Origin of the sequence: Streptomyces antimicrobicus (genome assembly GCF_020532625.1) — a bacterium.
Lineage (GTDB): Bacteria > Actinomycetota > Actinomycetes > Streptomycetales > Streptomycetaceae > Streptomyces > Streptomyces antimicrobicus.
The window spans coordinates 59,547-84,546 of record NZ_JAJAUY010000012.1; the positions used below are offsets into that span (position 1 = coordinate 59,547).

General features: G+C 75.7%; 20 protein-coding genes. 12 read left to right on the forward strand and 8 right to left on the reverse strand.

The genetic code is table 11. The features are described from left to right. The first annotated feature begins 17 nt into the window (after nt 1-17). From LG632_RS05365 to LG632_RS05380, 4 genes are read left to right on the forward strand one after another with little or no spacing between them, the layout of a single operon-like run. Entirely contained in the window at nt 18-1,550 is a 1,533-nt protein-coding gene (locus tag LG632_RS05365; RefSeq protein WP_226725638.1) for an AMP-binding protein, read from the forward strand. Then, nucleotides 1,547-2,494: a macrolide 2'-phosphotransferase gene (locus tag LG632_RS05370; RefSeq protein ID WP_226725639.1), complete on the forward strand. Its 948-nt coding sequence runs from the start codon at nt 1,547-1,549 to the stop codon at nt 2,492-2,494. Before LG632_RS05365 ends, LG632_RS05370 begins: the two co-directional genes overlap by 4 nt. Further along, entirely contained in the window at nt 2,491-3,300 is an 810-nt protein-coding gene (locus LG632_RS05375; protein ID WP_226725640.1) for an alpha/beta fold hydrolase, read from the forward strand. The genes LG632_RS05370 and LG632_RS05375 overlap by 4 nt, the downstream gene beginning before the upstream one ends. Nucleotides 3,301-3,310: 10 nt before the next feature. Next, nucleotides 3,311-4,054, forward strand: a complete 744-nt coding sequence (locus LG632_RS05380) for a nucleoside 2-deoxyribosyltransferase domain-containing protein (protein ID WP_226725641.1) — start codon at nt 3,311-3,313, stop codon at nt 4,052-4,054. Here LG632_RS05380 and LG632_RS05385 read toward each other — a convergent pair. From LG632_RS05385 to LG632_RS05400, 4 genes are all read right to left on the reverse strand, one after another. Beyond that, entirely contained in the window at nt 4,030-4,596 is a 567-nt protein-coding gene (locus LG632_RS05385) for a GNAT family N-acetyltransferase (RefSeq protein WP_226725642.1), read from the reverse strand. The genes LG632_RS05380 and LG632_RS05385 overlap by 25 nt on opposite strands. Before the next feature lie 48 nt (nt 4,597-4,644). Next, nucleotides 4,645-4,845: a hypothetical protein gene (locus LG632_RS05390; protein WP_226725643.1), complete on the reverse strand. Its 201-nt coding sequence runs from the start codon at nt 4,843-4,845 to the stop codon at nt 4,645-4,647. A 129-nt stretch (nt 4,846-4,974) separates the two neighbouring features. Beyond that, complete coding sequence (locus tag LG632_RS05395) at nt 4,975-6,348, reverse strand: M1 family metallopeptidase (RefSeq protein WP_226725657.1); 1,374 nt, start codon at nt 6,346-6,348, stop codon at nt 4,975-4,977. Nucleotides 6,349-6,386: 38 nt separating this feature from the next. Continuing rightward, nucleotides 6,387-10,448: a Pls/PosA family non-ribosomal peptide synthetase gene (locus LG632_RS05400; RefSeq protein ID WP_226725644.1), complete on the reverse strand. Its 4,062-nt coding sequence runs from the start codon at nt 10,446-10,448 to the stop codon at nt 6,387-6,389. 187 nt (nt 10,449-10,635) lie between these two features. Here LG632_RS05400 and LG632_RS05405 point away from each other — a divergent pair, with 187 nt between their 5' ends. Beyond that, nucleotides 10,636-11,205, forward strand: coding sequence for a putative glycolipid-binding domain-containing protein (locus tag LG632_RS05405; protein WP_226725645.1), 570 nt, complete (start codon nt 10,636-10,638; stop codon nt 11,203-11,205). An 80-nt stretch (nt 11,206-11,285) separates the two neighbouring features. Here LG632_RS05405 and LG632_RS05410 read toward each other — a convergent pair whose 3' ends face one another. Continuing rightward, a complete protein-coding gene (locus tag LG632_RS05410; RefSeq protein WP_226725659.1) occupies nt 11,286-11,825 on the reverse strand; it encodes an LppU/SCO3897 family protein in 540 nt (179 codons plus the stop codon). 191 nt (nt 11,826-12,016) lie between these two features. Between LG632_RS05410 and LG632_RS05415 the strand changes: the two genes are divergently transcribed. Beyond that, on the forward strand, nt 12,017-13,267 hold the full coding sequence (locus LG632_RS05415) for a PP2C family protein-serine/threonine phosphatase (RefSeq protein WP_226725646.1): 1,251 nt from the start codon (nt 12,017-12,019) through the stop codon (nt 13,265-13,267). A 28-nt stretch (nt 13,268-13,295) separates the two neighbouring features. On the opposite strand, the gene LG632_RS05420 is transcribed toward LG632_RS05415, so the two are convergent. Both LG632_RS05420 and LG632_RS05425 read right to left on the reverse strand, forming a co-directional pair. Continuing rightward, nucleotides 13,296-13,694, reverse strand: a complete 399-nt coding sequence (locus LG632_RS05420; RefSeq protein ID WP_226725647.1) for a nuclear transport factor 2 family protein — start codon at nt 13,692-13,694, stop codon at nt 13,296-13,298. Nucleotides 13,695-13,750: 56 nt separating this feature from the next. Continuing rightward, a complete protein-coding gene (locus LG632_RS05425) occupies nt 13,751-15,097 on the reverse strand; it encodes an MFS transporter (RefSeq protein WP_226725658.1) in 1,347 nt (448 codons plus the stop codon). A 274-nt stretch (nt 15,098-15,371) separates the two neighbouring features. Here LG632_RS05425 and LG632_RS05430 point away from each other — a divergent pair, with 274 nt between their 5' ends. Further along, nucleotides 15,372-16,259, forward strand: coding sequence for a helix-turn-helix transcriptional regulator (locus LG632_RS05430; RefSeq protein ID WP_226725648.1), 888 nt, complete (start codon nt 15,372-15,374; stop codon nt 16,257-16,259). 66 nt (nt 16,260-16,325) lie between these two features. Here the strand turns inward: LG632_RS05430 and LG632_RS05435 are convergent, their stop codons facing one another. After that, complete coding sequence (locus LG632_RS05435) at nt 16,326-16,901, reverse strand: TetR/AcrR family transcriptional regulator (RefSeq protein ID WP_226725649.1); 576 nt, start codon at nt 16,899-16,901, stop codon at nt 16,326-16,328. Nucleotides 16,902-17,059: 158 nt separating this feature from the next. On the opposite strand from LG632_RS05435, the gene LG632_RS05440 reads away from it, so the two are divergent. From LG632_RS05440 to LG632_RS05460, 5 genes are all read left to right on the forward strand, one after another. Then, on the forward strand, nt 17,060-17,851 hold the full coding sequence (locus LG632_RS05440; protein WP_226725650.1) for an SDR family NAD(P)-dependent oxidoreductase: 792 nt from the start codon (nt 17,060-17,062) through the stop codon (nt 17,849-17,851). A 145-nt stretch (nt 17,852-17,996) separates the two neighbouring features. Continuing rightward, nucleotides 17,997-20,456, forward strand: coding sequence for a CehA/McbA family metallohydrolase (locus LG632_RS05445; RefSeq protein WP_226725651.1), 2,460 nt, complete (start codon nt 17,997-17,999; stop codon nt 20,454-20,456). Between the two features lie 325 nt (nt 20,457-20,781). Continuing rightward, the gene (locus LG632_RS05450) at nt 20,782-22,248 is read left to right on the forward strand and encodes a serine/threonine-protein kinase (RefSeq protein WP_226725652.1); all 1,467 of its coding nucleotides are present in this window, start codon (nt 20,782-20,784) and stop codon (nt 22,246-22,248) included. A gap of 5 nt (nt 22,249-22,253) precedes the next feature. Continuing rightward, a complete protein-coding gene (locus tag LG632_RS05455) occupies nt 22,254-22,832 on the forward strand; it encodes a hypothetical protein (protein WP_226725653.1) in 579 nt (192 codons plus the stop codon). Nucleotides 22,833-22,843: 11 nt separating this feature from the next. Continuing rightward, nucleotides 22,844-24,877: a ThiF family adenylyltransferase gene (locus LG632_RS05460; RefSeq protein WP_226725654.1), complete on the forward strand. Its 2,034-nt coding sequence runs from the start codon at nt 22,844-22,846 to the stop codon at nt 24,875-24,877. Nucleotides 24,878-25,000: the final 123 nt, after the last annotated feature.

Consider the following 25,000-nt stretch of genomic DNA (forward strand, 5'->3'; position numbering starts at 1 on the left):
GCGCGAGGGAATTCACAATGCACTCCCCCGGAATTTCCGGAATCGATTACCTGGCGCCGTTCTTCGGGACGGCGCGCACCGATCCCGCCCGGCCGGCCGTCGTCGACAACGGGCTCGTGATCGGCTACGGCACCCTGGCCGCCTGGGTGCTGGAGGTGGCCGGCGCCCTCGCCCCGCGCGACGCGACGCGGCCGCAGTCGCAGCCGCCGGTCGGCGTCGTCGTGCACCACTCGGCCCGTGACGTCGCGGCCCTGCTGGGTGTGCTCGCGGCGGGGCGGGCGTACGTCCCCCTGGAGGCCGATCATCCCGCGGCGCGGCTGGACGCGATCCTGGCGCGGCTCGGGGTCGAGGAGGCCGTCGCGACGGCGGACACCGGCTGGCAGCCGGCCGTCGCCTCGGTGATCCGCCCGCGCTGGGCGCCCGGCGCCGCGCTCCCGCCGGCCGCCGCGACCGGGCCGGACTCCGGGGTGCGGCCCGACGATCCGGCGTACGTGCTGTTCACCTCGGGCTCCACCGGCCGGCCCAAGGGCGTCGTGGTGCCGCACCGGGCGCTGGCCGCCGTGGTGCCGCCGCTGCGCACGCTGTACGGGATCGGGCCGGACTCCACCGTGCTGCACTTCCACGGAGCGGGCGGTGACACGAGCCTGGAGGAGATCCTGCCCACCCTGACCGGCGGCGCCACCCTCGTCGTCGACGACGCGGCGCGGGAAGGCTTCGCGCGGGTGGCCGAGGACCAGGAGGTCACGGTCGCGGTGCTGCCCACCGGTTTCTGGCACGGCCTGACCGGTGACCTGCTGCACCAGGGCGCGGAACTGCCCGCTTCCCTGCGCACGGTGGTGATCGGCGGGGAGGCGGTACGCGCCGACATGCTGGAGCGCTGGCGGCAGCTGGGCTCCGACGGGGTGCGGCTGCTCAACACGTACGGCTCCACCGAGACGGCCCTGGTCACCCACGCCGTGCAGCTGGCGGGGCCGGGCGCGCCCGCCCTGCCCGCGACGGGCGGTGACCTGCCGATCGGACTGCCGCTGCCCCATGTCGGGCAACGTGTCGCGGACGGAGGCGAGTTGTACGTGTCCGGGCCCGGCCTGGCGCTCGGCTACCACGGCGAACCGGAGGCGTCGGCGGCCCGGTTCGCCGAGCACGAGGGCGTCCGCTGGTACCGCACGGGGGACCTGGTCCGCGTGGGCCCCGGCGGCGCCCTGGTCTTCCGGGGCCGCTCCGACCACCAGGTGAAGATCCGCGGGCACCGCGTGGACCTCGTCGAGGTGGAGGGCCTCGTCGGCAGGTGCACGGGCGTGCTGGAGACCGCCGCGGCCCGGGTGGAGCGGGCCGGGCACAGCACTTTGGCCGCCTTCTTCGTGCCGCTGCCGGACCACGACCCCGACCAGGTGGCGGCGGGCGTACGCGCCCGGCTGGCCGAGGCCGCTGCGCCCCAGCTGGTGCCGAGCCTGCTGGTGCCGGTCGCGGCGCTGGAACGCACGCACACCGGCAAGGTGGACCGGAACGCGACCCGGGACCGCTACCTGGCCGCCGCGGGGGCGGACCGATGAGCACCCCGCAGGCCCGGCGAACGCCGCCCCCCGCCGCCGGGCCGGCCGCCCTCGCCGCGTACGCCTCCGACCGGCTGGGCGTGCCCCTCGACCCCGGCACCGCCCGCGTCGACGAGTCCGGCTGGGACTTCCGGGTCACGCACCTGCGGGCCACCGACGGCACCTGGTGGATCCTGCGGCAGCCGCGCCGGCCCGAGGCCGCGCGGCGGCTGGCCGTGGAGGGCGCGGTGCTGGCCGCCGTACGCGACCGGATGCCCGTGCCGGTGCCGCACTGGCGCCTGCACACCTGCGACCTGGTGGCCTACCCCAGGCTGCCGGGCGAGCCGGCCGCCACCGAGGACCCCGGGACCCTGGTCTACGGATGGTCCGTGGACCCGCTGGCCCACCCGGCCCACTACCTGGAACCGCTCGCCCGGGCGCTGGTCGAGGTGCACACGACCCCGCTCGACGCCTGGCCGGTGCCGGCCGGCCCGGCACGGCCGGACCCGGGCGCCGTACGCGCCGGCGTCGCGGCGAAGCTCGCCCGGGCCCGCGCCGAACTGCCGCTGCCCGCCGAGGGGTTGCTCCGCTGGCAGGCCTGGCTGGACGAGGACCGGCTGTGGCCGGACCGGTTGACGCCCGTCCACGGCGATGTGCACCCCGGCCACACGCTGGTGGTGCGCCCGCCGTCGGGCCCACCGGCCCTGGCGGGGCTGCTGGACTGGGCGAACGCCGACGTGGGTGATCCCGCCGTGGACTTCGTCGACATGCTGTACGCGGGCGGGACCGCCGTGCTGGACCGGCTCCTGGCGGCCTACCGGGCGGCGGGCGGCGAGGTCCGCGACGGCATGCGCGCCCACGTCCTGGCCCGAGCCTCCTTCCTGTGGGTCCACGTGGCCCTGCGGGGCCTGGACACCGGCCGCCCGGCGTGGGTGGAGACGGCCCTGCGCAGGATGGCCCCGTGACCCGTACACCCGAGGGGACGGCCTACGCCCTGCACGGGACGGGAGAGCGCCCGGTGGTGCTGGTGGCCGGAGCCGGCGGCACGGGACGCATCTGGGAGCACCACCAGGTCCCGGCGCTGACCGCGGCGGGCTGGCGGGTGGTCACCTTCGACCACGGGTCGACGTCCGCGCCCACCGATCCATGGGAACTCGCGGCCCTGACGCGCGAGTTGGTCACGTCGCTGGCACTGCCGCCCTGCCCGCTGGTCGGTCACTCGCTCGGCTCCCTCGCCGTTCAGGAACTGCTGCTGACCGATCCGCACCTCGTCAGCGGGGCGGTGCTCACCGCGACCCGCGGCCGGTCCGACGCCGTGGGCGAAGCCCTGGCCCGGGCCGAGGCGGCGTGCGTACGGGCGGGGACCGCGCTGCCCGCGGAGTTCGAGGCCTTCGTCCGCCTGGTGCAGAACCTCTCGCCCAGGACGCTCGCCGACGAGCGGGCGGCGACAGAATGGCTCGACTTGTTCGAACTCGCCGCGCTGACCGGCCGGTCGCCCGCCCTCCGGCCCGGCCCCCCGGTCCCCGACCGGCTGGCCGAGTACGCCCGGATCGACGTGCCCGTGCTGGTGGTCGGCTTCGCCGACGACGTGCTGGCGCCGGCCCCGCTGGGCCGGGAGGTCGCCGAGGCGATCCCCGGCGGCCGGTACGCCGAGCTGGCGGACGCCGGTCACCTCGGGTTCCTGGAGCGGCCCGAGGCCTTCAACACCGTCCTGCTCGACTTCCTCGCCACCCTGGCCCCGACCGACCCCGGAGTGTCCCGTGCCCCTTGAACGGCCCCTCGTGGAACCGAAGACCGACGCGGAGCTGGAGGTCGTCCACGTCGGACGGCGACCGCCGCGGTCCTGGACGGCCGCCGTGTACCTGTGCGGCCCGACCCCTGCCGACCCGGCCGAGCGGTCGTGGCGCCCGGACGCCGTCGCCGCACTGCGCGCCGGCTGGTCCGGGCCGGGGCGGCTGGTGGTGTTCCTCCCCGAGCCGGAGCCGGGCGGCACCTACCCGGCGTACGGCGACCAGATCGCCTGGGAGGAGGACGCCATGCGCCGCTCCGACGTGGTCCTGTTCTGGATCCCGCGGGACATGGCCCGGCTCCCCGGCCTGGTCTCCAACATCAAGTGGGGCGCGTGGTGCGACTCGGGCCGCGCCGTGCTCGGCAGTCCGCCGGGGGCCGAACGGATGGACTACCTGCTGCACTTCGCCGAGGCCCTGGGCGTACCGGTGGAGCGGACGCTGGCGCAGGCCGCCGCGGCGGCCCTGCGGGCGGTCGGGCCGGGGTCCTTGCGCACCGGCGGTGAGCGGGCCGTCCCGCTGACGGTGTGGCGGACCGACCCGTTCCGGACCTGGTACGGCGCGTGCCGGGAGGCCGGGGACCGGCTGCTGGACGCCCGTGTGGAGTGGTACGACCCGGCGGCGGCGCGGGCCGGGGCCGCCGCCTGGCTGCTGACCGTCACGGTCGCGCCGGGCGGCGGCTCCGGCCCGGTCGTCCGCCGCCTGCTGGCGGCTCAGGGGCAGGGCATGCTCATGTAGAGCGCGTGCTCGCCCTCGGAGTCGGTGCCCTGGTACAGGGCGGTGTCCAGGCCGCAGAAGGCGAAGCCCATGCGGCGGTAGGCGTGGATGGCCGGGGCGTTGACGTTGGTGACCTCCAGCCAGAGGTGGCCGGCGCCGCGCTCCCGGGCGAAGTCCACCGCACGGCCCATCAGCGCCCGGCCCACGCCCCGGCCCCGGTGGTCCGCGGCGACCTCGATGTCCTCGATGGTCAGGCGGCGGTTCCATGGGGAGTAGGAGACGGCGGCGAAGCCGGCGAGGCCGCCGTCGGTGCCGACGGCCACGAAGGTCCGGCTGCCGTCGTCCTCCCCGTCCGCCCCCTCGCCGTCGTCGCCGTCGTCCTCGGGGAACACCTTGACCAGCGGCGGGTCCACCGGGACCTCGCGGAAGGCGAAGCCGTCGCCGCTGACGGTGACTTCGAAGACGGTGCTGGTGGTGAAGGAGCCGTCGAGGGCCTCGATGGCCTCGGCGTCCTCGGGGCGGGCGGTGCGGAACTCGTAAGGAGTGTCACTGGTCGCGGTCATGGCACGAGCCTATGACCGACCCGCCCGGGAAACGGCGGGTTCCAGCCGTTACGGGGCAGTGGCTCCGGGGGCGATCCGCCACTGGCCCACCTCGCGGTGGGCGGAGTCGTACACGGCCGCCGCGTCCCCCGGCTCCAGGGCGTAGTGGCGCAGGTTGCCGGCCCAGTAGCGCAGGATGCGGCCCAGCTCACCCGCGGCCTCGCCGTCGAACGCCGTTTCTCCCATGTCCACTTCCAGCACGAACTTCACGGGGAACCTCACTCGTCGTCTCGCGGATTTCCGTCCCTTCCATTCTCCCCTTGCATCGCCCTGTGAAGGTTTGTGCCGCAGACCGCTCCTGCCGGGCAGGTGGGGGGCCGAGAACCCTCAAAGGGAGCATCAGGCCGGGGTCGGTGCGGCCGGGAGCGGGGGAAGGGCGGGGGCGTCCAGCCAGGGACCGAGCAGCTCGTCCGCCGAGCCGGTGGCGTAGCGGGCCACGTGGGCGGTGAAGCCGCCCGTGCTGACGACGCCGTGCCGGTGGGCGGTGGCCCAGTCGCGCAGCATCGGGAAGAACGCCTCGTCGCCCAGGGCGCAGCGGACCGCGTGCACGGTCAGGCCGCCGCGCTCGTAGAGGCGGTCGTCGAACATCAGCTTGCGGCCCGGGTCGGCCAGCCGCAGGTCCTGCGGCAACCCGGCCAGCAGGCGGTGGGCCGCCGCGGCGTGCTCGTGCGCGGTCCGGCCGCCCGAACGCTCCGACCAGAGCCATTCGGCGTACTTCGCGAAGCCCTCGTTCAGCCAGATGTGCCGCCAGTCGGCGATGGTCAGGCTGTTGCCGAACCACTGGTGCGCGAGTTCGTGGGCGACCAGCCGCTCCGAACCGCGTGCGCCGTCGACGTGGTTGGCGCCGAACAGGGACATGCCCTGCGCCTCGACCGGCACGTCGAGTTCCTCGTCCGCGACCACCACCGTGTACTCGCCGAACGGGTACGGCCCGAAGAGCTCCTCGAACAGCCGCATCATGGCCGGCTGCCGGGCGAAGTCCCGGGAGAACCGGGGCAGCAGCGCGGTCGGGACGTGCGCGCTCTGCGGGACGCCGCCCAGGCCCGGTTCGCCGAGCAGGACCGTCCGGTACGCGCCGATGGCCAGGCCGACCAGGTAGCTGGAGGTGGGGGCGGGCTGCTCGTACACCCAGGTCGTCGTGCTCGCCCTGGTGGTGCGGGTGAGCAGCCGGCCGCCGGCCACCACCGTGTACGCCGAGGGCGTGGTGACCGAGATCCGGTACGAGGCCTTGTCGGCGGGCCGGTCGTTGCACGGGTACCAGGACGGGGCGCCGACGGGTTGGCTGGCGACCAGCGCGCCGTCGGTCAGCTCCTCCCAGCCCAACCCGCCCCAGGGGCTGCGGACCGGCTTGGGGTTGCCCGACCAGTGGACCTCCACGGTGAACGCGGCTCCGGCGGGCAGCGGCTCGGCGGGGCGGATCCGCAACCGGCCGCCGCGGTGGACGTGGTGCGGGGCGCGGCCGTCGACCAGGACCCGGCCGACGCGGAACCGGGCGAGGTCGAGGAAGAACTCCGCGAGCGGGGCGCGGCCCGCGACGGCGCTGAGCCGCGCGGTTCCCGCCAGGCGGTTGGGGGCGGGGCGGTACTCCAGGGCGAGTTCGTACCGGGTCACGCGGTACCGGGGGTCGCCGTTGTCCGGGAAGTACGGGTCCGCACCCGTTCCGTGCCCGCCACCGGCCTTGCTCCGGCCGCCGGTCCTGCTCTGGCCGCCCATGGCCGCCGTCCCTCCGTGCCCGGTGCTCGTGCGGTCCGTCAAGGCCGCCACGCCTCGATCGGATTGCCCAGCCAGCGGGTGTCGGCCGGGACGGACTCCCCGGCCATCACGAGGGAGGCGGGGCCCAGGGTGGTGCGCGCCCCCACGGTGCTGCCGGGCAGGACGATTCCGCCCGGTCCCAGGGTGGCGCCCGCCCCGAGGACCACAGTATCCGTCCGCAAGATCCGGTCGTGGAAGAGGTGGGTCTGCAGGACGCAGCCGCGGTTCACGGCGGCCCCGTCGCCGAGCGCGACCAGGTCCGTCTCGGGCAGCCAGTAGCTCTCGCACCACACTCCCCGCCCGACCCGGGCGCCGAGCCCGCGCAGCCACAGGGACATCAGCGGTGTCCCGGGGACCGCGCCGACCAGCCACGGCACGGCCAGCACCTCCACGAAGGTGTCCGCCAGCTCGTTGCGCCACACGAAGCCGCTCCACAGCGGGTGTTCGCCGGTCCGGTGCCGGCCCACCAGCAGCCACTTCGCGGCGACCGCGACCAGGCAGGCGGCCAGGCCCGCGACGAGCAGGACCGCGCCCGACAGCAGCGCGCCGGTCACGACGCCGGGCCCGCCGTCGCCCGCCGTCATGAGCGCGCAGAACGCCGCCAGGCTCAGCACGCCCAGGGCCACCGAGCAGAACACCGGCACCAGTCGGCACAGCTCCACCAGGCCGCGCGCCCACAGCAGCCGCGCGGGCGGGTCGTAGGTCCGGCTGTCGTCCGCGGCGGCGGCCGCGCGGGGCAGCTCGACCGGTGGCAGGCCCAGGTACGAACGGCCCTTCTTGGCCTTCTTCGGGGTGGCCGACAGCACCCCCACCAGACCGCCGTCGGGCACGCTGCGGCCGGGCGCGGTCATGCCGGAGTTGCCGAGGAAGGCGCGGCGGCCGATCTCGGAGCGGCCGATCCGCATCCAGCCGCCGCCGAGCTCGTAGGGTGCGGTGAGGGTGTCGTCGGCGAGGAAGGCGCCCTCGCCGACGGTGGTCAGGCTCGGCAGCGCCAGCACGGTGGACACCTCCGCGCCCCGGCCGACGCGCATGCCGAGCAGCCGCAGCCACACCGGCGTGACCAGGCCGGCGTACAGCGGGAAGAGCGTGCCCCGGGCCCGGTCCATCAGCTGCGTGACCGTCCAGGCCTGCCAGCCGATGCGGCTGTGGGTGGGACGGCTGCCGGGGTGCAGGCCGAGGCTGAGCAGCCGGACCGCCACGAGCACCAGCAGCGCGTACGCGACCCCGAACGCGAGCGCCGCGGGCACCACCGCCGACAGCGCCCCGCGCAGGGCCGCGCCGGGTCCGGCGCCGGCGGGCACGAACGGGCCGGCCACCAGCAGCGCGGGCACGGCGGCGAGCACGGGCAGGGCGGTCAGGCCGAGGCCGGTCACCCCGTACACGGCGCGCCAGCGCGCGGCGCGCGGCGGGCGTTCGCGGGGCCAGTTCCGCTTGGCCCTGCCGGTCTTGACGGCGGGCGCCCCGGCCCAGCGCTGCCCGGTGGGGATCTGCCCGGCCACGGCCGACCCGGGCGCCACCTCGGCCCGCTTGCCGACGCGGGCGCCGGGGAGGAGCATGCTGCGGGTGCCGACCACGGCGCCCGCACCGACCTTGACCGCGCCGATCTCCAGCCGGTCCCCGTCGAGCCAGTACCCGCTGAGGTCGACCTCGGCCTCCACGGCGCAGCCGCGGCCGAGCTTGAGCAGGCCGGTGACCGGTGGCAGCGCGTGCAGGTCGACGTCCCGGCCGACCTTGGCCCCGAGCGCCCGGGCGTACCGCTCCAGCCAGGCGCCGGTGAGCGAGGTCGCGCCGACGCTCTCGGCCAGCCGCTCGGCCGTCCACAGCCGCAGGTGGACGTGGCCGCCGCGCGGGTAGCGTCCGGCCCGCACGCCGCGCAGCAGGAGCCGGGCGCCGCCGGCGGCGAGGGCGACACGGCCCGGCGGGCTGAAGAACAGCAGGGCTCCGGCGGCGACCAGCGGCCAGGAGGCGGTCGGCGCCCACGGGTACGACCCGAGGTGGTGCAGGACGTTGCCCGACGCGAGCAGGGCGACGCTCCAGCGCAGCCCGACGACGGTGAACAGCGGCAGCAGCAGGAGCCACTGCACGGCCTGGGCGCGGGTCGGGACCGGCGGGACGGCCCTGGGTGCCTCGTCGCCCCGGACGGACTTCTCCAGCCGCCGGGCCAGCTTGCGCACGGTGGGCTGCTGGTAGAGGTCGAGCACGGCCGCGCCGGGGTAGCGGGTGCGCAGCCGGGTGGTCAGCCGGGCGGCGGCGAGGCTGTTGCCGCCGAGCGCGAAGAAGTCGTCACCGGCGCCGGTGACGGCCACGCCGAGGGTCTCGCGCCACTGCTCGGCGAGCCAGGCCTCGGTGCCGTGGAGCTGTTCGGCGGGTCCGGTGGGCTCCAGGTCGGGCAGCGGCCACGGGAGCGCGTCGCGGTCGACCTTGCCGGAGGTCCGGGTGGGCAGGGCGGCCACCTCCGCGAGGAGGGGGACGAGCGCGGCGGGCAGCTCGGCGCGCAGCCGTGCCACGGCCGCGGCGCGGTCCCAGCCGTCCTGGGTGACGACGTAGCCGACGAGCAGCTGGTTGCCGCCGCGGGCGGTGCGGACCGCGGCGGCGGCCGCGGCGGCGCCGGGCAGGGCCTGCAACGCGGCGTCCACCTCGCCCAGTTCGATGCGGCGCCCGCCGAGCTTGATCTGCTCGTCGCCGCGGCCGAGGAAGACCAGCCCCTCGGGCTCGGCGCGCACCAGGTCGCCGCTGCGGTAGGCGCGCTCCCAGCCGAGGGAGGCCAGGGGGGCGTACTTCTCGGCGTCCTTCACCGGGTCGAGGTAGCGGGCCAGGCCCGCGCCGCCGATCACCAGTTCGCCGCTGCCGCCCAGGGGGACCGGTTCCCCGGACGCGTCGACGACGGCCAGCTCCCAGCCGTTCAGCGGGAGTCCGATGCGGATCGGCTCCTCGCCGGTCAGCAGCGCGGCGCAGGCGACGACCGTGGCCTCCGTGGGGCCGTACGTGTTCCAGACCTCGCGGCCCTCGGTGACCAGGCGGGCGGCCAGCTCGGGCGGGCAGGCCTCGCCGCCGAAGATCAGCAGCCGGACCTCGTCGAGGGCCTCGGGCTCCCACAGCGCGGCCAGGGTCGGCACGGTGGAGACCACCGTGATCTCCTGCTCCACCAGCCACGGGCCGAGGTCGGCGCCGCCGCGCACCTGGGAGCGGGGCACGGGCACCAGGCAGGCGCCGTGCCGCCAGGCCAGCCACATCTCCTCGCAGGAGGCGTCGAAGCCGACCGACAGGCCGGCCATGACCCGGTCGCCGGGGCCGATCGGGTCCTCGGCGAGGAACAGCGCGGCCTCGGCGTCCACGAAGGCGGCGGCGCTGCGGTGGGTGACGGCCACGCCCTTGGGGGTGCCGGTGGAACCGGAGGTGAAGATGATCCAGGCGTCGTGCTCGGGCCGGGGGCGGGTGCCGGGCCCGGCAGGGGTGCCGGTGCGGCCGGGGCTGTCCGCCCCGCCGGGGTCGTCCGCGCCCGCGGGGGCGTCGGCACCGGCGGCGAGGACGTCGATGCGGCGGCCCGCGCCCACCACCGCCCGCACCCGGGCCTCGCCGAAGACCAGTTCGGCCCGCTCGTCGGGGTCCTCCGCGTCGACCGGCACGTAGGCGGCGCCGGCGGCGAGGACGGCCAGGATCGAGGCGTACAGCTCGTTGGTCCCGGACGGCACCCGCACCCCCACCCGGTCGCCAGGGCGCACCCCCGCGGCGGCCAGGGCCCGCCGACGGCGGTCGACCTCGGCGGCCAGGGCACGGTACGTCAGGTGCCCGGTGCCGTCGTCGAGGGCGAGCTCGTCCGGGTACGCCCGGACGGAGGCGTCGAAGATGTCGAGGAGGGTGCGCGGCGGGGCCGCCGGGCCGGCGGAGAACCGGGCTGCCTTGCCGGGTTCGGGCCCCTCGGGCGGTGGACCGGCCGCCGCGCCGGACGCCCGGCCGGATGTCGCGCGGGGCGTCGGGCCGGGTGCTTCTTCGGTGCCTCCGCCCCGTGGGGCGCCGTCGTCGAGCAGGGTCGGCTCCCCGCGCTCAGGTGTGGCTGCCATCGCCCCTCGCGTCTCGGTCCCGGACGGGTCCGGCCCGCCGGGGGAGACCGGGTCAACCCGGTTTGTTCCGTTCCGGCGAGGAACAGCCCGTCAGTTTAGTCCATGGACGCGGGATTTCCGGGTCACAAGCCTTGCGCGTGGCCGGTACGTGACGGTAAAGGAGGCGGGCCGCGGGTAGCGTGGTCCGATGACCGATGAGCGCGTGGTGAGCTGGGAAGTGACCGCCGGTGGCGGGTTCGAGACGGCCTGGGTGGAGCTCGGAGGACGGGACACGGGCCTGCGGGCGCGGGGGCGGGCCGTGGGGTCCGCGCCGGGGCCGTACTGGGTGTCGTACGAGCTGGAGACCGCGGCGGAGTTCGTCACCCGGCGGCTGCACGTGAGGGTCGAGGACGCCGACGGCACGCGGGAGCTGGACCTGCGCCACGACGGCGCCGGATGGACCGCGGGCGGGGAGCCGCTGCCGGGGCTCGGCGGGGCGCTCGACTGCGACCTGGGGCTGTGCCCGCTCACCAACACCATGCCCGTGCTGCGGCACCGGCTCCACGAGGGGCCCGGCGAGCGGGAGTTCCTGATGGCCTGGGTGTCGGTGCCGGACCTGACGGTACGGCCGTCCCGGCAGCGGTACCGGCACCTGGGCCGGACGGAGGCGGGCGGTGCGGTCGTCCGGTACTCCTCCGAGGACTTCGTCAGCGACATCACGTTCGACGCCGACGCGCTCGTGGTGGACTATCCGCGACTGGCGCACCGCCTGGGCTGAGGGCCCGAACCGGCCCCGCCCGTCCGGCAGGGCCGGTTCGGGCGGGGCCGGTGGGGGCCGCTCCTCGTCGAGCGCGTCGCCTACTTCTTGAGCTCGTCGATGCAGAGCACGAACTGCTTGCCGGAGCTGCGCCGGGAACCGCGCGTCTGCTCGTAGTAGCCCATGTCCGACTTGCCTTCGCACTTGCTCGAGTCGGCGGTGTCGGAGATCACCTCGACCACCTTGTACTTGGCGTCGGCCCCCTCGCACTTGACGACCTGGAGGTCGGGGCTGGCGATGGTCCCGTTGTTCTTGAGGCAGTCGCCGGCCTTGGCGTGGTCGGCGTCGTCCCGGCTGGTCCACCAGCCCACGGCGATGACGATGACGACGACCACGGCACCGACGATCCGCAGGATCTTCTTCACGCCCATGCCGCTGCGCGCCGGCGGAGCGGGCGGCGCCGGCGGAGCGCCCCACTGCTGCTGCGGCGGCTGCGGCTGCATCGGCATCTGCTGCTGCGGGTACGGCTGCTGCGGCGGGTAGGGCTGTCCCGGCTGCTGCGGGTAGCCCTGCGGCGGCTGGTGGCCGTGCGGAGCGGGCTGGCCGTACGGGCCGGGGCCCTGCTGGGGCGGGAAGGTCATACGAGAGTCCCCCGTGGCGAAAAAACGATTCTTTGACGCGTGCACGCTATCAACCGCCACCGACAGGCACGGAATCCGCTCCCCCGAATACGAGGGCCCCGCCGTGTGTCGGAGGGGGGCGGGCGGGTCCGCTGGTGAGGATGGGGTGTCCGGTGCCCGGCACCGGGCACCGGACGGAATCGAGGTGTGCGGTGAGCGCGGACGAGACGGCGGTGCGCGACCTGGGAGCGGTTCTGGCGTGGGTGCTGGACCGCTCGCACGAAGCGTCGGCACGTGAGGTCCCCACGCTGGTCGACGAGGCCGCGCGGCGGCTCGGCGTGTCCGGGACCCGCCTCTTCCTCGCCGACCTCCAGCAGCAGCGCCTCGTGGCGCTTCCCCAGCTCACGGGGGGCCACGTCGAGCAGGCCTTCGGGGAGCAGGTCTTCGAGCAACCCGCCGAGCGCCCCGCCGAGCCGGACAGCGTCGACGTCGAGGGCTCGCTCGCGGGCCTCGCCTACCGCAGCCAGCGCCTCCAGCTGGCCCGTGACGGCTCCGCCGCCTGGATCCCCATGATCGACGGCGTGGAACGCGTCGGCGTCATGGAGGTCACCGGCCCCGGGCCGGACGCGGCGGCGCTGGAGGTGTGCCGGACCCTGGCGAGCCTGGCCACCTTGATCGTGGTCTCCAAGGCGACCCACCACGACCTGCTGGTCGCCAGGGGGCGCAGCCGGCCGATGACCCTCCAGGCCGAACTGCTGTGGGCCTTCCTGCCCCCGCGCACGATCGGCACCCGCCAGGTGACCTCCACCGCCGTCCTGGAGCCGGCCTACGACATCGGGGGCGACGCCTTCGACCACAGCTTCAGCGACGGCCTGCTGCACCTGACCCTGCTGGACGCCATGGGCCACGACCTGGCCTCCGGAGGGGCCAGCGCGGCGGGCCTGGCCGCCTGCCGCTCCACCCGCCGCTCGGGCGGCGGCCTGCCGGACATCGTCGCCACCATCGACCGCACCCTCGAACGGTGGATCCCCGACCGCCTCATGACGGGCGTCCTCGCCACCCTCGACACCGTGCGGGGGGAGTTCACCTGGGTCAACTGCGGCCACCCGGCGCCGCTGCTCATCCGCGACGGCCACGTCCTGCCCGCGGCCCTGGAACGGCCCGCCGTGCTCCCGCTCGGCCTCGGCGTCCACACCGGGGCGCCGCCCGCGCCGCACCGGGCCCGTCTCCAGCCCGGTGACCGGGTCCTGGTCTACAGCGACGGCGTGACCGAGGCGCGCTCGGCCGCGGGCGAGTTCTTCGGGGAGGAGCGGCTGACGGACACCGTCATCCGGTCCATGGCCTCCGGCGACACCGCGCCCGAGGCCCTGCGCCGGCTGATCCGGGACCTGCTCACGCACCAGGACCAGCGGCTCGGCGACGACGCCACCATCCTCCTCGCCGAATGGCATCCCGCCGCCTGACCCGCCGTCGCCGGGGCCCGGCCCGCGCTCACGGCGTCAGCGTGTCGGCGTGCCGGTGCGCGACCCGCCAGGCACCGCCCTCGCGGCGGTAGACCTGCGTGGCGCGCAGGGTGTAGCTGCGCGGCTCCCCGTCGACGGACGCGGAGGTGTGTTCGAGGCCGACCGTGTAGGCCATGTCGCCGCGGACGTCGTACGCCTGGAGCTCGAACGCGTACGACGTGCAGTGCGAGAAGGTCCGGGCGAGGGCGGCGAAGAGCGTGTCCAGCTCCTGCTGCCCCTGGGCGCTCTGCCAGGCGCCGAGCACGCTCACCGGCTCCTCGCGCGACCACAGCGCCCGGCGGGGCGCCGCGTCGCCGTTGTGCAGCGCCAGCTCCGCCTCGTAGAGGTCGGTCCTGACCCAGGACACGAAGTCGTCACGGTCGGCCATGCGTTCATCATGCACCCGGGCGGCGGACCGGGCGACCGCCGCCTGCGGCGGCCCCGTCACCGCATCCGCGGCAGCCGCAGGCTGAGCAGTGTGGTCAGCGCGATCAGGCCGAGCTGCACGAGGAGGGTGGCGCTCACCGCGCCGCGCGTGCCGGCCGTCGGGACCAGGGCGAGGAAGAGGCTGCCGAGGGTGGCCACGCCGAGGGCCAGGGAGGACTGCTGGGCGGTGATCATGACGCCGCTGCCCACCCCGGCCCGGTCGGCGGGCACGTCGGAGAGCATCAGCCGCATCAGCACGGGCAGTTGCAGTCCCTGCCCGAGTCCCGCCACTGCCACGCCCGGGGCGAGCGCGGCCAGGCCGACGTCGGGCCAGCCGTACCGGAGGGTGAGCAGCAGCAGGCCGATGCCGGCCGCCTGGAGGAGGCCTCCGGCGGTGACGACCCGGCTGCCGAAGCGGGCGACCAGGCGCGGCCCGGCCAGCGAGGCGCCGAAGAAGGCGAGGGCCATCGGCACCAGCGCCAGCCCCGCCGCGACCGGGCCGAGCCGCAGCCCCTGCTGGAGGGTGACCGCGAGGACGAACATGAAGCCGCTGAACCCGACCGAGAACGGCAGCAGCAGCGCCAGGCCGCGCCGCAGGGACTCCAGCCGCAGCAGGCTCGGCGGTACCAGCGGGACGCGTCCGGCGCGGTCGGCCCGGCGCTCGACGACGCAGAAGGCCACGGCGGCGACGGGGAACACGGCGAGCGAGATCCAGGTCCACGACGGCCACCCGGCGGCCCGGCCCTCGGTCAGCGGCAGCAGCAGCGAGACCAGCGACAGCGCGAGCAGCAGGGTGCCGGGCACGTCCACGGCGGCGGGCCTGCTGGACCGGGTGTCGGGAACGCTGCGCACGGCGAGCACCAGGCCCAGCACCACCACGGGGACGTTGACCAGGAACACCGCGCGCCAGCCGGTCCCGGCCAGGTCCGCGGCGACCAGCACCCCGCCGAGGATCTGCCCGGCGACCATGGACAGGCCGGCGGTGGCCCCGTACAGGCTCATGGCCCTGGCCCGGCGCGGGCCCTCGGTGGTGGCCTGGACGGTGGCCAGCACCTGCGGCAGCATCAGCGCGGAGGCGGCGCCCTGGGCGACGCGGGCCGCGACCAGCGTCCAGGCGTCCGGGGCGAGTCCGCAGGCGAGCGAGGTGACGCCGAAGGCGGCCATGCCGATCAGGAACAGGCGGCGGCGGCCGAGGGTGTCGCCGACGCGCCCGCCGAGGACCAGCAGCACGGCGTAGGCCACGCCGTACCCGCCGACGACGAGCTCCAGCAGGGCGGGGCCCGCGGCCAGGTCGTGCTCGATCGCCGGCAGCGCGACGTTGACGACGAAGAAGTCGATCAGCGGCAGGGCGGCGCCCAGCAGCACGGTGAACAGGCCGAGGCCGGTGAGGTGCGCCCGGTTGGGTGCCGTCGGGCCCGGTGGTCCGGGGGGCGAGGGGCGGACGGAGGCCGAAGGGCGGACGGAGGTCGAGGGGTGGACGGAGGTCGAGGGGTGGACGGAGGTCGAGGGGTGGACGGAGGTCGGAGTCGTTTCGGTCACGGTTCGACGGTCCCGCGGACGTCAGCCTGGTACCAGAGTGTCGTCATCCGGGTACCAGGACCACCTGGCAACAGGATGAGCCGTCCGGCAGGCTGGAGCCATGACCACGTCCGCCCCCGCGAGCCCGGGGAGCCCTCGCAGCGACGCCCGCCGGCACGAGTTGGCGGAATTCCTGCGCAGCCGCCGTGAGCGGATCACCCCCGAGCAGGTGGGTCTCGTCCGCGGGCCGCGCCGGCGGACCCCGGGACTGCGCCGCGAGGAGGTCGCGCAGCTGTCGTCGGTGGGCGTGACCTGGTACACGTGGCTGGAGCAGGCGCGTGACATCCAGGTGTCGGTGCAGGTGCTGGACGCGGTCGCGCGGGCGCTGCTGCTCGACGCGAGCGAGCGGGCGCACCTGTTCGCCCTGGCCGGGAGCCTGGATCCGGCGCCGCCGTCGACCTGCCCGACCGTGACGCCGTCCCTGCGCGCGATGATCGACCAGCTGGGGCCGGTCCCGGCGTGCGTCCAGAACAGCCGCTACGACATCCTCGCGTACAACGCCGCCTACGGGCGGCTGTTCGGCGATCTGGACGCCACCCCGGCGGAGGACCGCAACTGCATGTGGCTGGCCTTCACCGACCCGCAGTGGCGGGCCGCGGTGGTGGACCTGCCGGGGACCCACCGGACCATGGCGGCGAAGTTCCGGGCGGCGATGGCCGAGCACCTGGCGGAGCCGGCGTGGAAGACGCTGCTGGCCAGGCTGGAGGGCGCCTCGGAGGAGTTCCGGGAGGTGTGGGCGCGGCACGAGGTGATCGGGCAGGGCGCCAAGTCGAAGTACATCCGCAACCCGTACGTCGGCCTGCTGCACGTGGAGCACACCAACCTCTGGCTGGGGCCCGCGCAGGGCGCCCGGCTGGTGGCGTACGTCCCGCTGGACGAGGAGACGCGCGAACGCCTGGAGCGGCTGCGGGACCTGGCCTCCGACGGGACGGCCGCCACCACCGGCTGAGGCGCCCGGCTCCCCCGCCCGGCGGCACGGAGCGGCTGCGCCCGCGCGGGACCGGCGACCGGGCCCCTATGCGGGCCCGGCCGTCGGCGCGAGCCGCGTGAGGACCAGCAGGGCGTCGACGAGGTCCTCGGCGGGGGCGCCCGTGGCCAGGCGGCGCAGTTGCTGGCCGAAGACGAGGGCGACGGCGGCCGCGGCCAGCCGTTCGGGGTCGGCGACGCCCAGGTGGGTCAGGATGCGCGCCGCCAGGAGGTCGTAGGCGGCGAAGCACTCGGCCGCCGCCGCCCGCAGCCGCTCGTCCCGGCCGGCCTGGACGTACAGCTCGAAGGGTGCGATGTGCCGGCTGTCGAACGCGTTGCCGCCCGCCACCTGGGCGACGACCTCGGCCGCCTGCCCGATGTCGAAGCGTTCGTCGGTGCAGGCGTCGGCCAGCGCCGTGAAATGCCGGGTCTCCTCGGCCACGAAGTGCAGCAGGCTCTCGCGCAGCAGCTCGTGCTGCGTGGCGAAGTGGTAGGTGACCGAACCGAGGGAGACCGCGGCCTCCTTGGCGATCCGCCGGTTGGTGACGGCGGCGATCCCGTCCTGCCCGATGATCCGCAGTACGGCGTCGATGATGCGCTGGCGGGTGTCGGACGCAGGGGGCATGACCGCATTCTGCCCGACGGCCCGGCGGTGGTTCTCGGACAGGTCCGGGGAGGCGGCATCCGGGGTGTGGACAGGGGACGACGCGCTCCCTACTGTTCGTTCGAACGAACAACAGGGCCGGACGTATCGCGGTCATGGGCGCGCGCACAGGAGGCGTCGTGGAGATATCGGGATCGCAGGTTCTGCTCACCGGGGCCACCGGAGGCATCGGTTCGGCCCTGGCCGGGCGGCTGGCCGCGGAGGGGGCCCGGCTGACGGTGACCGGGCGGCGCGAGGAGGCCCTCAAGGCCACCGCCGAGGCCTGGGGCGCGCGTACGGTGGTGGCGGACCTGGCCGTCCGCCCGGACGTCGTCCGCCTCGCCGAGACGTGCGCCGCGACGGACGTGCTGGTCGCGAACGCCGCCCTGCCGGCCAGCGGTGACCTCCTGGACTACACCGAGGAGCAGATCGACCGCGCGCTCGACGTCAACCTGCGCGCCCCGCTGCTGCTGTGCCGGCTGCTCGCGGCGCACATGGTGGCGCGCGGCCGGGGCCACATCGTGCTCGTGGGCTCCCTCTCGGGCAAGGCGGCGACGAGGTCGACCTCCCTGTACAACGCGACCAAGTTCGGGCTGCGCGGCTTCGCCCTCGCGCTGCGCCAGGAGCTCGGCGGCTCCGGCGTGGGCGTGTCCCTGGTGCAGCCGGGCTTCGTCCGCGACGCCGGGATGTTCGCGGCCACCGGCGCGACGCCGCCGAAGGGCATGCGGACCGTCACCCCCGGCCAGGTCGCCGACGGCGTCGTACGGGCCGTCCGACGCGACCGGTGCGAGGTGAACGTGGCTCCGCTGGAGCTGCGCCTGCTCAGCGCCGTCGCCGGGCAGTTCCCCGGCTTCGCCGAGCGCGTCCAGGCCCGGGCCGACACCGACGCCACCGTGCGCCGGCTCGTCGAGGCCCAGCGCTCGCGGCGCTAGCGCTCGCCTCTCCCCCGTTCCCCGGCTCGCCCGGTCCTCCGCTCCGACGCTCGCCCGTTCCGCCGCTCCCCCGGTCCTCCGCTCGCCCGCTCCCCGACGCCCCACCTCCCACACCCAACCCTTCCCACGCGAACGGAGACCGGCTGTGGCAACCGACCACGTCCCGGGCGGCGTCGACCGCCGCTCCCTGCTCCGCTCAGGTGCCCTGCTGGCCGCGGGCGGGGCGGCCGCCCTCGTGCCCGCCCCGCTCGCCCGCGCCGGCACCGCCGGCGGGCGCACGGACCCCGCCGCGGCCGGCGGGACCGGCACGGTGACCACCACCTACGAGGGCCGCTCGCCCTACGGCATCGACCAGTGGGCGTCCGTCCCGTTCGACGTCCCCCCGGGCGTCCGGCGGATCACGGTGACGTCCTCCTTCGACCGGGCCGCCGGCATCCTGGACACCGGCATCTTCGGCCCGTCCGGCTTCCGCGGCTGGTCCGGCAGTGCCCGGTCGGAGTTCACCCTCTCCGGCGCGGACGCCACGCCGGGCTACGTGCCGGGGCCCATCGAGCCGGGTGCCTGGGCCGTCGCGCTCGGGCCGATGGTCAGCGCTGCCGGCGGGATGGCCTGGACCGTCACCGTCACGCTGCACCACGGGGACCCGCTGCCCCCGGCCCCGTACGACCTCCTGCCGACCGCGGTGCCCGGCCGCGGGCCCGGCTGGTACCGGGGAGACCTGCACCTGCACAGCGTGCACTCCGACGGCGGGCGCACCGTGGACGAGATCGTCGTGGCCGCCCGCCGGGAGGGCCTGGACTTCCTGGCCACCTCCGACCACAACACCAGCTCGACGGGCGTGTCCTGGCGCGGCAACGTCCCGGGCGACCTGCTCGTCGTCAACGCCGAGGAGGTCACCACCCGGCACGGCCACTGGCTGGCCGTCGGACTCCCGCAGGGCGAGTGGGTGGACTGGCACTACGGCCCCCGGGACGGCGGCGCCTTCGACGGCCACGCCCGGCGGGTGCGCAGCCTGGGCGGTCTGGTGATCGCGGCCCACCCGATGACCCCCGCGGCGGGCTCCTTCTGGGAGTTCGGCCTGGACCGCGTCGACGCCCTGGAGGTCTGGAACGGTCCGTGGACCCTGGACGACGCGGCCGGCATCGCCGTCTGGCACGCCATGCTGTGCCTCGGCAAGCGCGTCGCAGCCGTGGGCAACAGCGACGCCCACAGCCCGTCCGACGCCGTCGGCCGGCCCCACAACGTGGTGTACGCCGACAGCCTGTCCACCCCGGCCGTCCTGGACGCCCTGCGCCGGGGCCGCTCGTACGCCGTCGAGTCCTCCGCCGTCACCGTGGACCTCACCGCCCGCGGCGGCGGCGCGGCCGCCGGGCCGGGACAGGAGCTGCCGCTGGGCTTCTTCGACGCCGTGGACGTCACGCTGGACGTCCGGGGCGCCCCCGACACCGTCGCCACGTTGTACACCGAGTGGGGCATCATGGCCGCCACCCGCATCGACGGCAGCGGCCTGGGCCGACTGCGCTGGCGCGGCTGGGGCAGGGCGTCGATGTTCGCGCGCGCCGAGGTCCGCCGGCCGAGGCCCGCCTCCACCACCCTCGACCAACTGGTGGCCCTCACCAACCCGATCTGGTTCTCCTCCGCGCAGCTGCCGCCGTACGACGTCGAGCAGCGCACCCTCTTCCACACCGAGCGCCGGCCCGACGGGTCGTGGGGCGGCATGCGGCCGCTGCCCGGGGCCGCCGGCGCGGCCTCGTTCGCGGGGGTGCAGACGGCGCTGGCGGGCCTGGCGGACGGCTCGGTCACCGTCCTCGGCATCGCGCCGGACAACAGCCTGTGGCTGACCGACGTCCGCGGCACGGCCGTGCTCCGGCCCTGGCAGCGGGTGCCGGGACCGGACGGCAAGGAGGCCTTCACCGTCCGCGAGGCGGACGTCGCGGCGTTCCCCGACGGCACCTGCCAGATCGTGGTGACCGCCCTGGACGGGACGACGTACCACCAGCAGCGCCGCGCCGACGGTGGCCTGGCCGGTTTCCGGCCGGTGCCCGGCTCCACCGGGGCGGGCCGGTGGGGCGCGACGAAGGTGGCGATCGCCGCGCTGCCCGACGGGTCCGCCCAACTGGTCGGCTACGGCACGGACGGGGCCATGTACCACTGCGTGCGCGGGCGGGACGGGGCGTGGAGCGGCTGGCAGCGCGTGGGCGGGGCGCACGGTGCCGCGACGTTCTCGGGTCCCGCGCTGGCGATCACGGGCATGCCGGACGGCTCGTCGCAGGTCCTCGCGATCGGGCTCGACGGCATGGTCCACCACCAGCTGCGCCGTCCGGACGGCTCGTGGACCGGCTTCCGCCAGCCGCGCGGGGTCACCACGGCGACCATGGCCGCCAGTGCGATCGGCATCGCGGGGATGCCCGACGGCTCCGCCCAGATCGCGGCGGTCGGCCGCGACGGGCGGATCTGGCACGGCATCAGGCGGGCGGACGGCTCCTGGACCCCGTTCGCCCAGGTCCCCGGCCCGAACGGGCGGGACCCGTTCCCCGCGGGCCAGGTCCGCGTCACCGCCCTGCGGGACGGCACCGCGCATCTGTCGGCCGTCAGCGCCGGCTGAGGCACCGTCGGCCGTCGGCGCCGGCTGACCGGCCGCCGCGGCGGCGGCCGGCGCACGGCCCCGCGGCGACCGGCCGCCCGCGCCCCGCCCTCGCGCCGGGGCGTGACGCCGACTGGGCGCCCTGCTGGAACGGCTGCCGGGACTGCGGTTGGCCCTGCCGGCCGAACAACTGGTCCGGCGCACCCACAACATCAAACGCGTGCCCGAGCGGCTCCGCGTGCTGTGGTGAGGTCCGGCGTGCGCCCGGCGGCGCCGGACGGTTTTTTGCCATTCCGTTTATGCCGTTCCGGTGAACGGACGCGCCCTCAGGTGCCACTCTTGAGCCATGTCGGGTTTTCGGGGGGCGGACCCGGCGCCAACACGGCGCTTGGTGCTCGGCCGGTACGCACTGACGGAGCGGTTCCACGGCGGCATGGCGGAGGTGTGGAAGGCCCAGGACCTGCGGTTGGACCGTACGGTCGTGGCGAAGTTCCTACGGGTGGCGGACCGGGGCACCCACGCGGCCCGGCGGTTCCTGCGCGAGGCCAGGATCCTGGCCGGAATCGACGACCCGCGGGTCGTCCGCGTCCATGACGTGGACGAGGCCGAGATCGACGGCCAGTGGCACCTGTACCTGATCACGCAGTTCGTCGACGGGCGCACGCTGCGCGAGGCGCTGCCCCGGGGCACGGCCCTGGCGGTGGACCACGCGCTGCGCCGGGCCGCCGAGCTGTGCGAGGCACTCGTCCCGGTGCACGAGCAGAACCTCGTGCACCGGGACGTGAAGCCGGGCAACGTGATGATCCGCCGCGTCGGCGCCCAGGAACGGCTGGTCCTGCTCGACTTCGGCATCGCCCGCTCGTACACGGTGGTCGGCGACGTCGGCCGGGCCGCCGGGGTGACCGGTCCGGGCCAGCTGATCGGCACGCCCGAGTACATGGCGCCCGAGCGGTTCCTGCTGGAGCCGGACGGACCGGCCACCGACCTGTACGCCGTCGGCTGCGTGCTGTTCGAGATGCTGACCGGCCAGCAGCCCTACCTCGGCCCGGACTACGGCGACCTGGCCCGGCTGCACTGCCACGCCCCGGTCCCGTCGCCTCGCGCGTTACGCCCGGCGGTCCCCGCCGACGTGGACGAGCTCGTCGTCCGGCTGCTGGCCAAGCGGCCCGGCGACCGCCCGGCCGACGCCCGCGGCATCGCCGAGGTCCTGCGGGAGCTGGGTGGTGGCCGAGCCCCCCGGCGGCCCCGGCCGGCCGACCCGGAGGGCCTGGTCGAGTCCCGCTGCACCGCCGTCCTCACCGCGGACCTCACCCCCGACGAGCGGGTCCGGCGCCTGGCCGAGGTGGCCGATCTGGCCCGGGACGTGCTGCCCGCCGACCATGCCGGGGCCTGGCTGGTCGCCCTCCACCTGGCCCGCGCCCTGCACACCGCCAAGAACCCGGCGGCGGCCGCCGACCGGCTGGCCCCGGTGGCGGCCCGGATCCGCCAGGTGCTGGGCCCGGTCGAGCCGCTGGCGCGGACCTCCGCCCTCAACCTCGCCCGCTACCTGGGCGAGAGCGGCCATCCGGCGGCCGCCGCCAAACACCTGGCCGAGCTGCGCGCGGCGCTCGCGGGCACGCTGGCGCCCGCCGACCCGCGGCTCTGCGAGGTCCGCTTCGACCTGGCCCACTGGCTGGCCGCCGCCGGCGAGGACCGGGCCGCGGGCGCCGAGTACCGGGCGCTGTACACCGACCACTGCGAGGCCTACGGCCCGGCCGCACCGGAGACCGTACGGCTGTACGAGCTGATCAACCAGGCCGCGAGCGAGGGATGAGGACCATGGCCGACATGTACGACCTGAACGCGATCCGCGAGAGCTTCTTCGCCAGCCAGGCCAAACGCGACGAGGGTCCGCAGGGCGGGCAGGACCAGGTGTACGTCGACCGCAGCGGCCGGGTCCGGCTGGGCTCGGGCGGGGAGACCGACGCCCCGCTGTCGAAGGTGCCGCACAGCACCTTCGCGGCCCGCCGCGCGCCCGGCGGCCACTCGGCCCGGCTGGCCGAGGAGTTCCGGGTGGCGGAGACCAAGATGCCGGTGGGCACGTACTACGAGGACACGCCGGGCGCCGAGGGCTGGGTGTACGAGATCGTCACCGAGTTCCGCAACACGTACGTGATGTGCGCGCACTTCGACGGCACCGACTACAAGGTGCGGCTGCTGGAACCGGAGCTGGAGTCGCTGCCCGACCACGACCAGCACGGCTTCCACCTCTATTACAGCGGCAAGATCTGCCTCTCCGACCGCCCCGGCTCGGGCCAGCCGACGCTGGAGGAGGCCTACGCGCGCTCGGCGGCCTGGGCGCTGGGCGTGGACTTCGTCCGCATGGGCCACCCCTTCCCGTTCAACCGCAACCAGTAGGAGCGCCCGCGGTGCTGCCCGTACACGTCTTCGACTACGTGATCGACCAGGTGGGCACGGACATCGGCCGCAGCCGGCCCGAGCAGGGCGGCGCCCTCCTAGGGCTGCGCGGCCGGGACGTCCTGACCGCGTTCATCCACGACGCCCACGCCCACGTGACGCACGTGGAGTACAGCAACACCGCGTGGCTGCTGGACGAGATCGCCCGGCGGGAGGAGGCCGGTCCCGAGCGCTTCAAGGGGATCGTGCACTCGCACCCGGCGGGCATGCCGCACCCCTCGCGGCAGGACCACCACGAGTACGGGCGCGCCCTGGACTCCGTGCCCGAACTCGGCCGCTACATCGCACCGATCGTCACGCACGACCTGCGCGGTCCGCTCAAGCAGCACGAGCTGCTGACGGACGCGGCGCGGGTGTCGTTCTTCAGCGCGGCCTGGTCGGCGCAGGGCGTCCGGCTGGACCCGGTGCGGCCGGTGGTGGTGCCGCTGGCCGCCGCCTTGCGGCAGGCGGGGTTGCCGTGGTCGGCGGAGCTGGCGCGTACCAGCGTGATCGGCGGGGTGGCCGGGGTCAGTGCGGCACTGCCGTGGGAGGGCGTGCCGGGGGGCCCGCGCCAGCACCTGTTCGTCACGCCGGACTTCCCGTTCGCCGCGCCGCTGCTGCTGGAGGCGAGCGGCTACGACGGGGAGCTGTCGGTGCGGGAGCTGGTGTGGGACCACCGCGTCCCCGAACTGGACCGGCTGGCCCACGCGTTGCGGGAAGCGGCACCCCGGGGAGGCGCCGGGACGCAGGCGCGGTCCCGGACGCCGACGCGGTCCCGCGCCCAGGCGGGCTCCGGGGCGCAGAGCGGGTCCCAGGAGCAGGCGCCGGCGCCGGCGGCGCGGCCGTCCATGGAGCCGTACGAGCCGCCGAAGCCCCCCGACACCCACGACAGCGCACCGGCGGCAGGCCACTGGTCGCACGAGTCCGCGTCCCCGCACCTGACGCAGGACCTGGCCCAGGACGGCGCCCAGCAGGTCCGGCCCGCGGCCCGCCGGCCCGGCGCGACGCGCCGGCTCGCGCTGCGGATCGGCATCGGCCGGTCCCGCGCCGTGCGCGAGGGCCTGTTCGCCCGGACCCACGGCCTGCTCTCGCCCACCCTCGCCGACGCGCACATCCTGCTGGTCGGCGTCGGCTCGGTCGGCAGCTACCTGGCGGACGTCCTGGTCCGCTCGGGCGTCGGCCGGCTCACCCTGGTCGATCCGGACCGGGTGGAGCCGGCCAACCTGGGCCGGGCGCTGTTCGGCATCGAGGACATCGGCGGCAACAAGGCCCGGATGACCGCGCGGCGGCTGCGCGGCATCAACCGGAAGCTGGCTGTCCGGGTGCAGGGACGGGAGGTGGCCGCTCTGGACAGCCACACCTGGCTCCAGCTGATCTCCGGCGCGGACCTCGTCATCGCCGCCACCGACGACAACCAGGCCCAGCAGCGCCTGAACCACCTCTCCTACTTCGTCGGCCGGCCCGCCGTCTTCGTCGGCCTGTACGAGGGGGCGGCCGGCGGCGAGATCGTCTTCACCACTCCCGGGTCGCCCTGCTGGTCGTGCGCCACGGGCGGGGTGCGCGAGGTGCTCGGCGAACTCGGGCACCAGCCGCGCACGGACTACGGAACGGGGCGGACGTACGCGGTGCCGGGCCTGCTGCCGGACATCCAGCACGTCGCCGCGGCGGCGGCGAAGGTCTCGCTGGCCCTGCTGCACGGCCCGGCGGAGCCCGAGCGGATCGGCGGCTTCCTGACGATGCCGCTGCGCGAGCGGCTGTCCATGGTCCAGTTCGCGATGGAGCCCGACCACTGGTTCTTCCCCATGGTCCTCGGCCAGGTGCCCGGCCAGCACGCCTTCCAGAGCGTCTGGCTGCGCACGGGCAGCCGCCCCGAGTGCCCGGTGTGCGGGACGCCGGCGCTGCGCAGCGACCCACGGGACCACGCCGTCCGCGGCACCGACGCGGACATCACCCGCGCGCAGAAGGCGGCGTACGCGGCACGACGGCAGGCCGGCACCAGGCCCTGACGCCCCGCGGGGGGCACGAGGACGGGAGGGACGGGGAGGGACATGGCGGACGACACCACCGAGGCGATGCGCGCCGCCCGGCGGGCCCGGCAGGCCGCGGCGGACGCGCCCACGCAGGCGAAG

What these genes read in the sequence shown, in the direction of transcription:
- LG632_RS05395 (WP_226725657.1), bottom strand. Translation starts at nt 6,348, where the DNA reads ATGGGCGGCCAGAGCAGGACCGGCGGCCGGAGCAAGGCCGGTGGCGGG.
- LG632_RS05450 (WP_226725652.1), top strand. Translation starts at nt 20,782, where the DNA reads ATGTCGGGTTTTCGGGGGGCGGACCCGGCGCCAACACGGCGCTTGGTG.
- LG632_RS05420 (WP_226725647.1), bottom strand. Translation starts at nt 13,694, where the DNA reads ATGGCCGACCGTGACGACTTCGTGTCCTGGGTCAGGACCGACCTCTAC.
- LG632_RS05430 (WP_226725648.1), top strand. Translation starts at nt 15,372, where the DNA reads ATGACCACGTCCGCCCCCGCGAGCCCGGGGAGCCCTCGCAGCGACGCC.
- LG632_RS05405 (WP_226725645.1), top strand. Translation starts at nt 10,636, where the DNA reads ATGACCGATGAGCGCGTGGTGAGCTGGGAAGTGACCGCCGGTGGCGGG.
- LG632_RS05455 (WP_226725653.1), top strand. Translation starts at nt 22,254, where the DNA reads ATGGCCGACATGTACGACCTGAACGCGATCCGCGAGAGCTTCTTCGCC.
- LG632_RS05370 (WP_226725639.1), top strand. Translation starts at nt 1,547, where the DNA reads ATGAGCACCCCGCAGGCCCGGCGAACGCCGCCCCCCGCCGCCGGGCCG.
- LG632_RS05410 (WP_226725659.1), bottom strand. Translation starts at nt 11,825, where the DNA reads ATGACCTTCCCGCCCCAGCAGGGCCCCGGCCCGTACGGCCAGCCCGCT.
- LG632_RS05385 (WP_226725642.1), bottom strand. Translation starts at nt 4,596, where the DNA reads ATGACCGCGACCAGTGACACTCCTTACGAGTTCCGCACCGCCCGCCCC.
- LG632_RS05435 (WP_226725649.1), bottom strand. Translation starts at nt 16,901, where the DNA reads ATGCCCCCTGCGTCCGACACCCGCCAGCGCATCATCGACGCCGTACTG.
- LG632_RS05400 (WP_226725644.1), bottom strand. Translation starts at nt 10,448, where the DNA reads ATGGCAGCCACACCTGAGCGCGGGGAGCCGACCCTGCTCGACGACGGC.
- LG632_RS05365 (WP_226725638.1), top strand. Translation starts at nt 18, where the DNA reads ATGCACTCCCCCGGAATTTCCGGAATCGATTACCTGGCGCCGTTCTTC.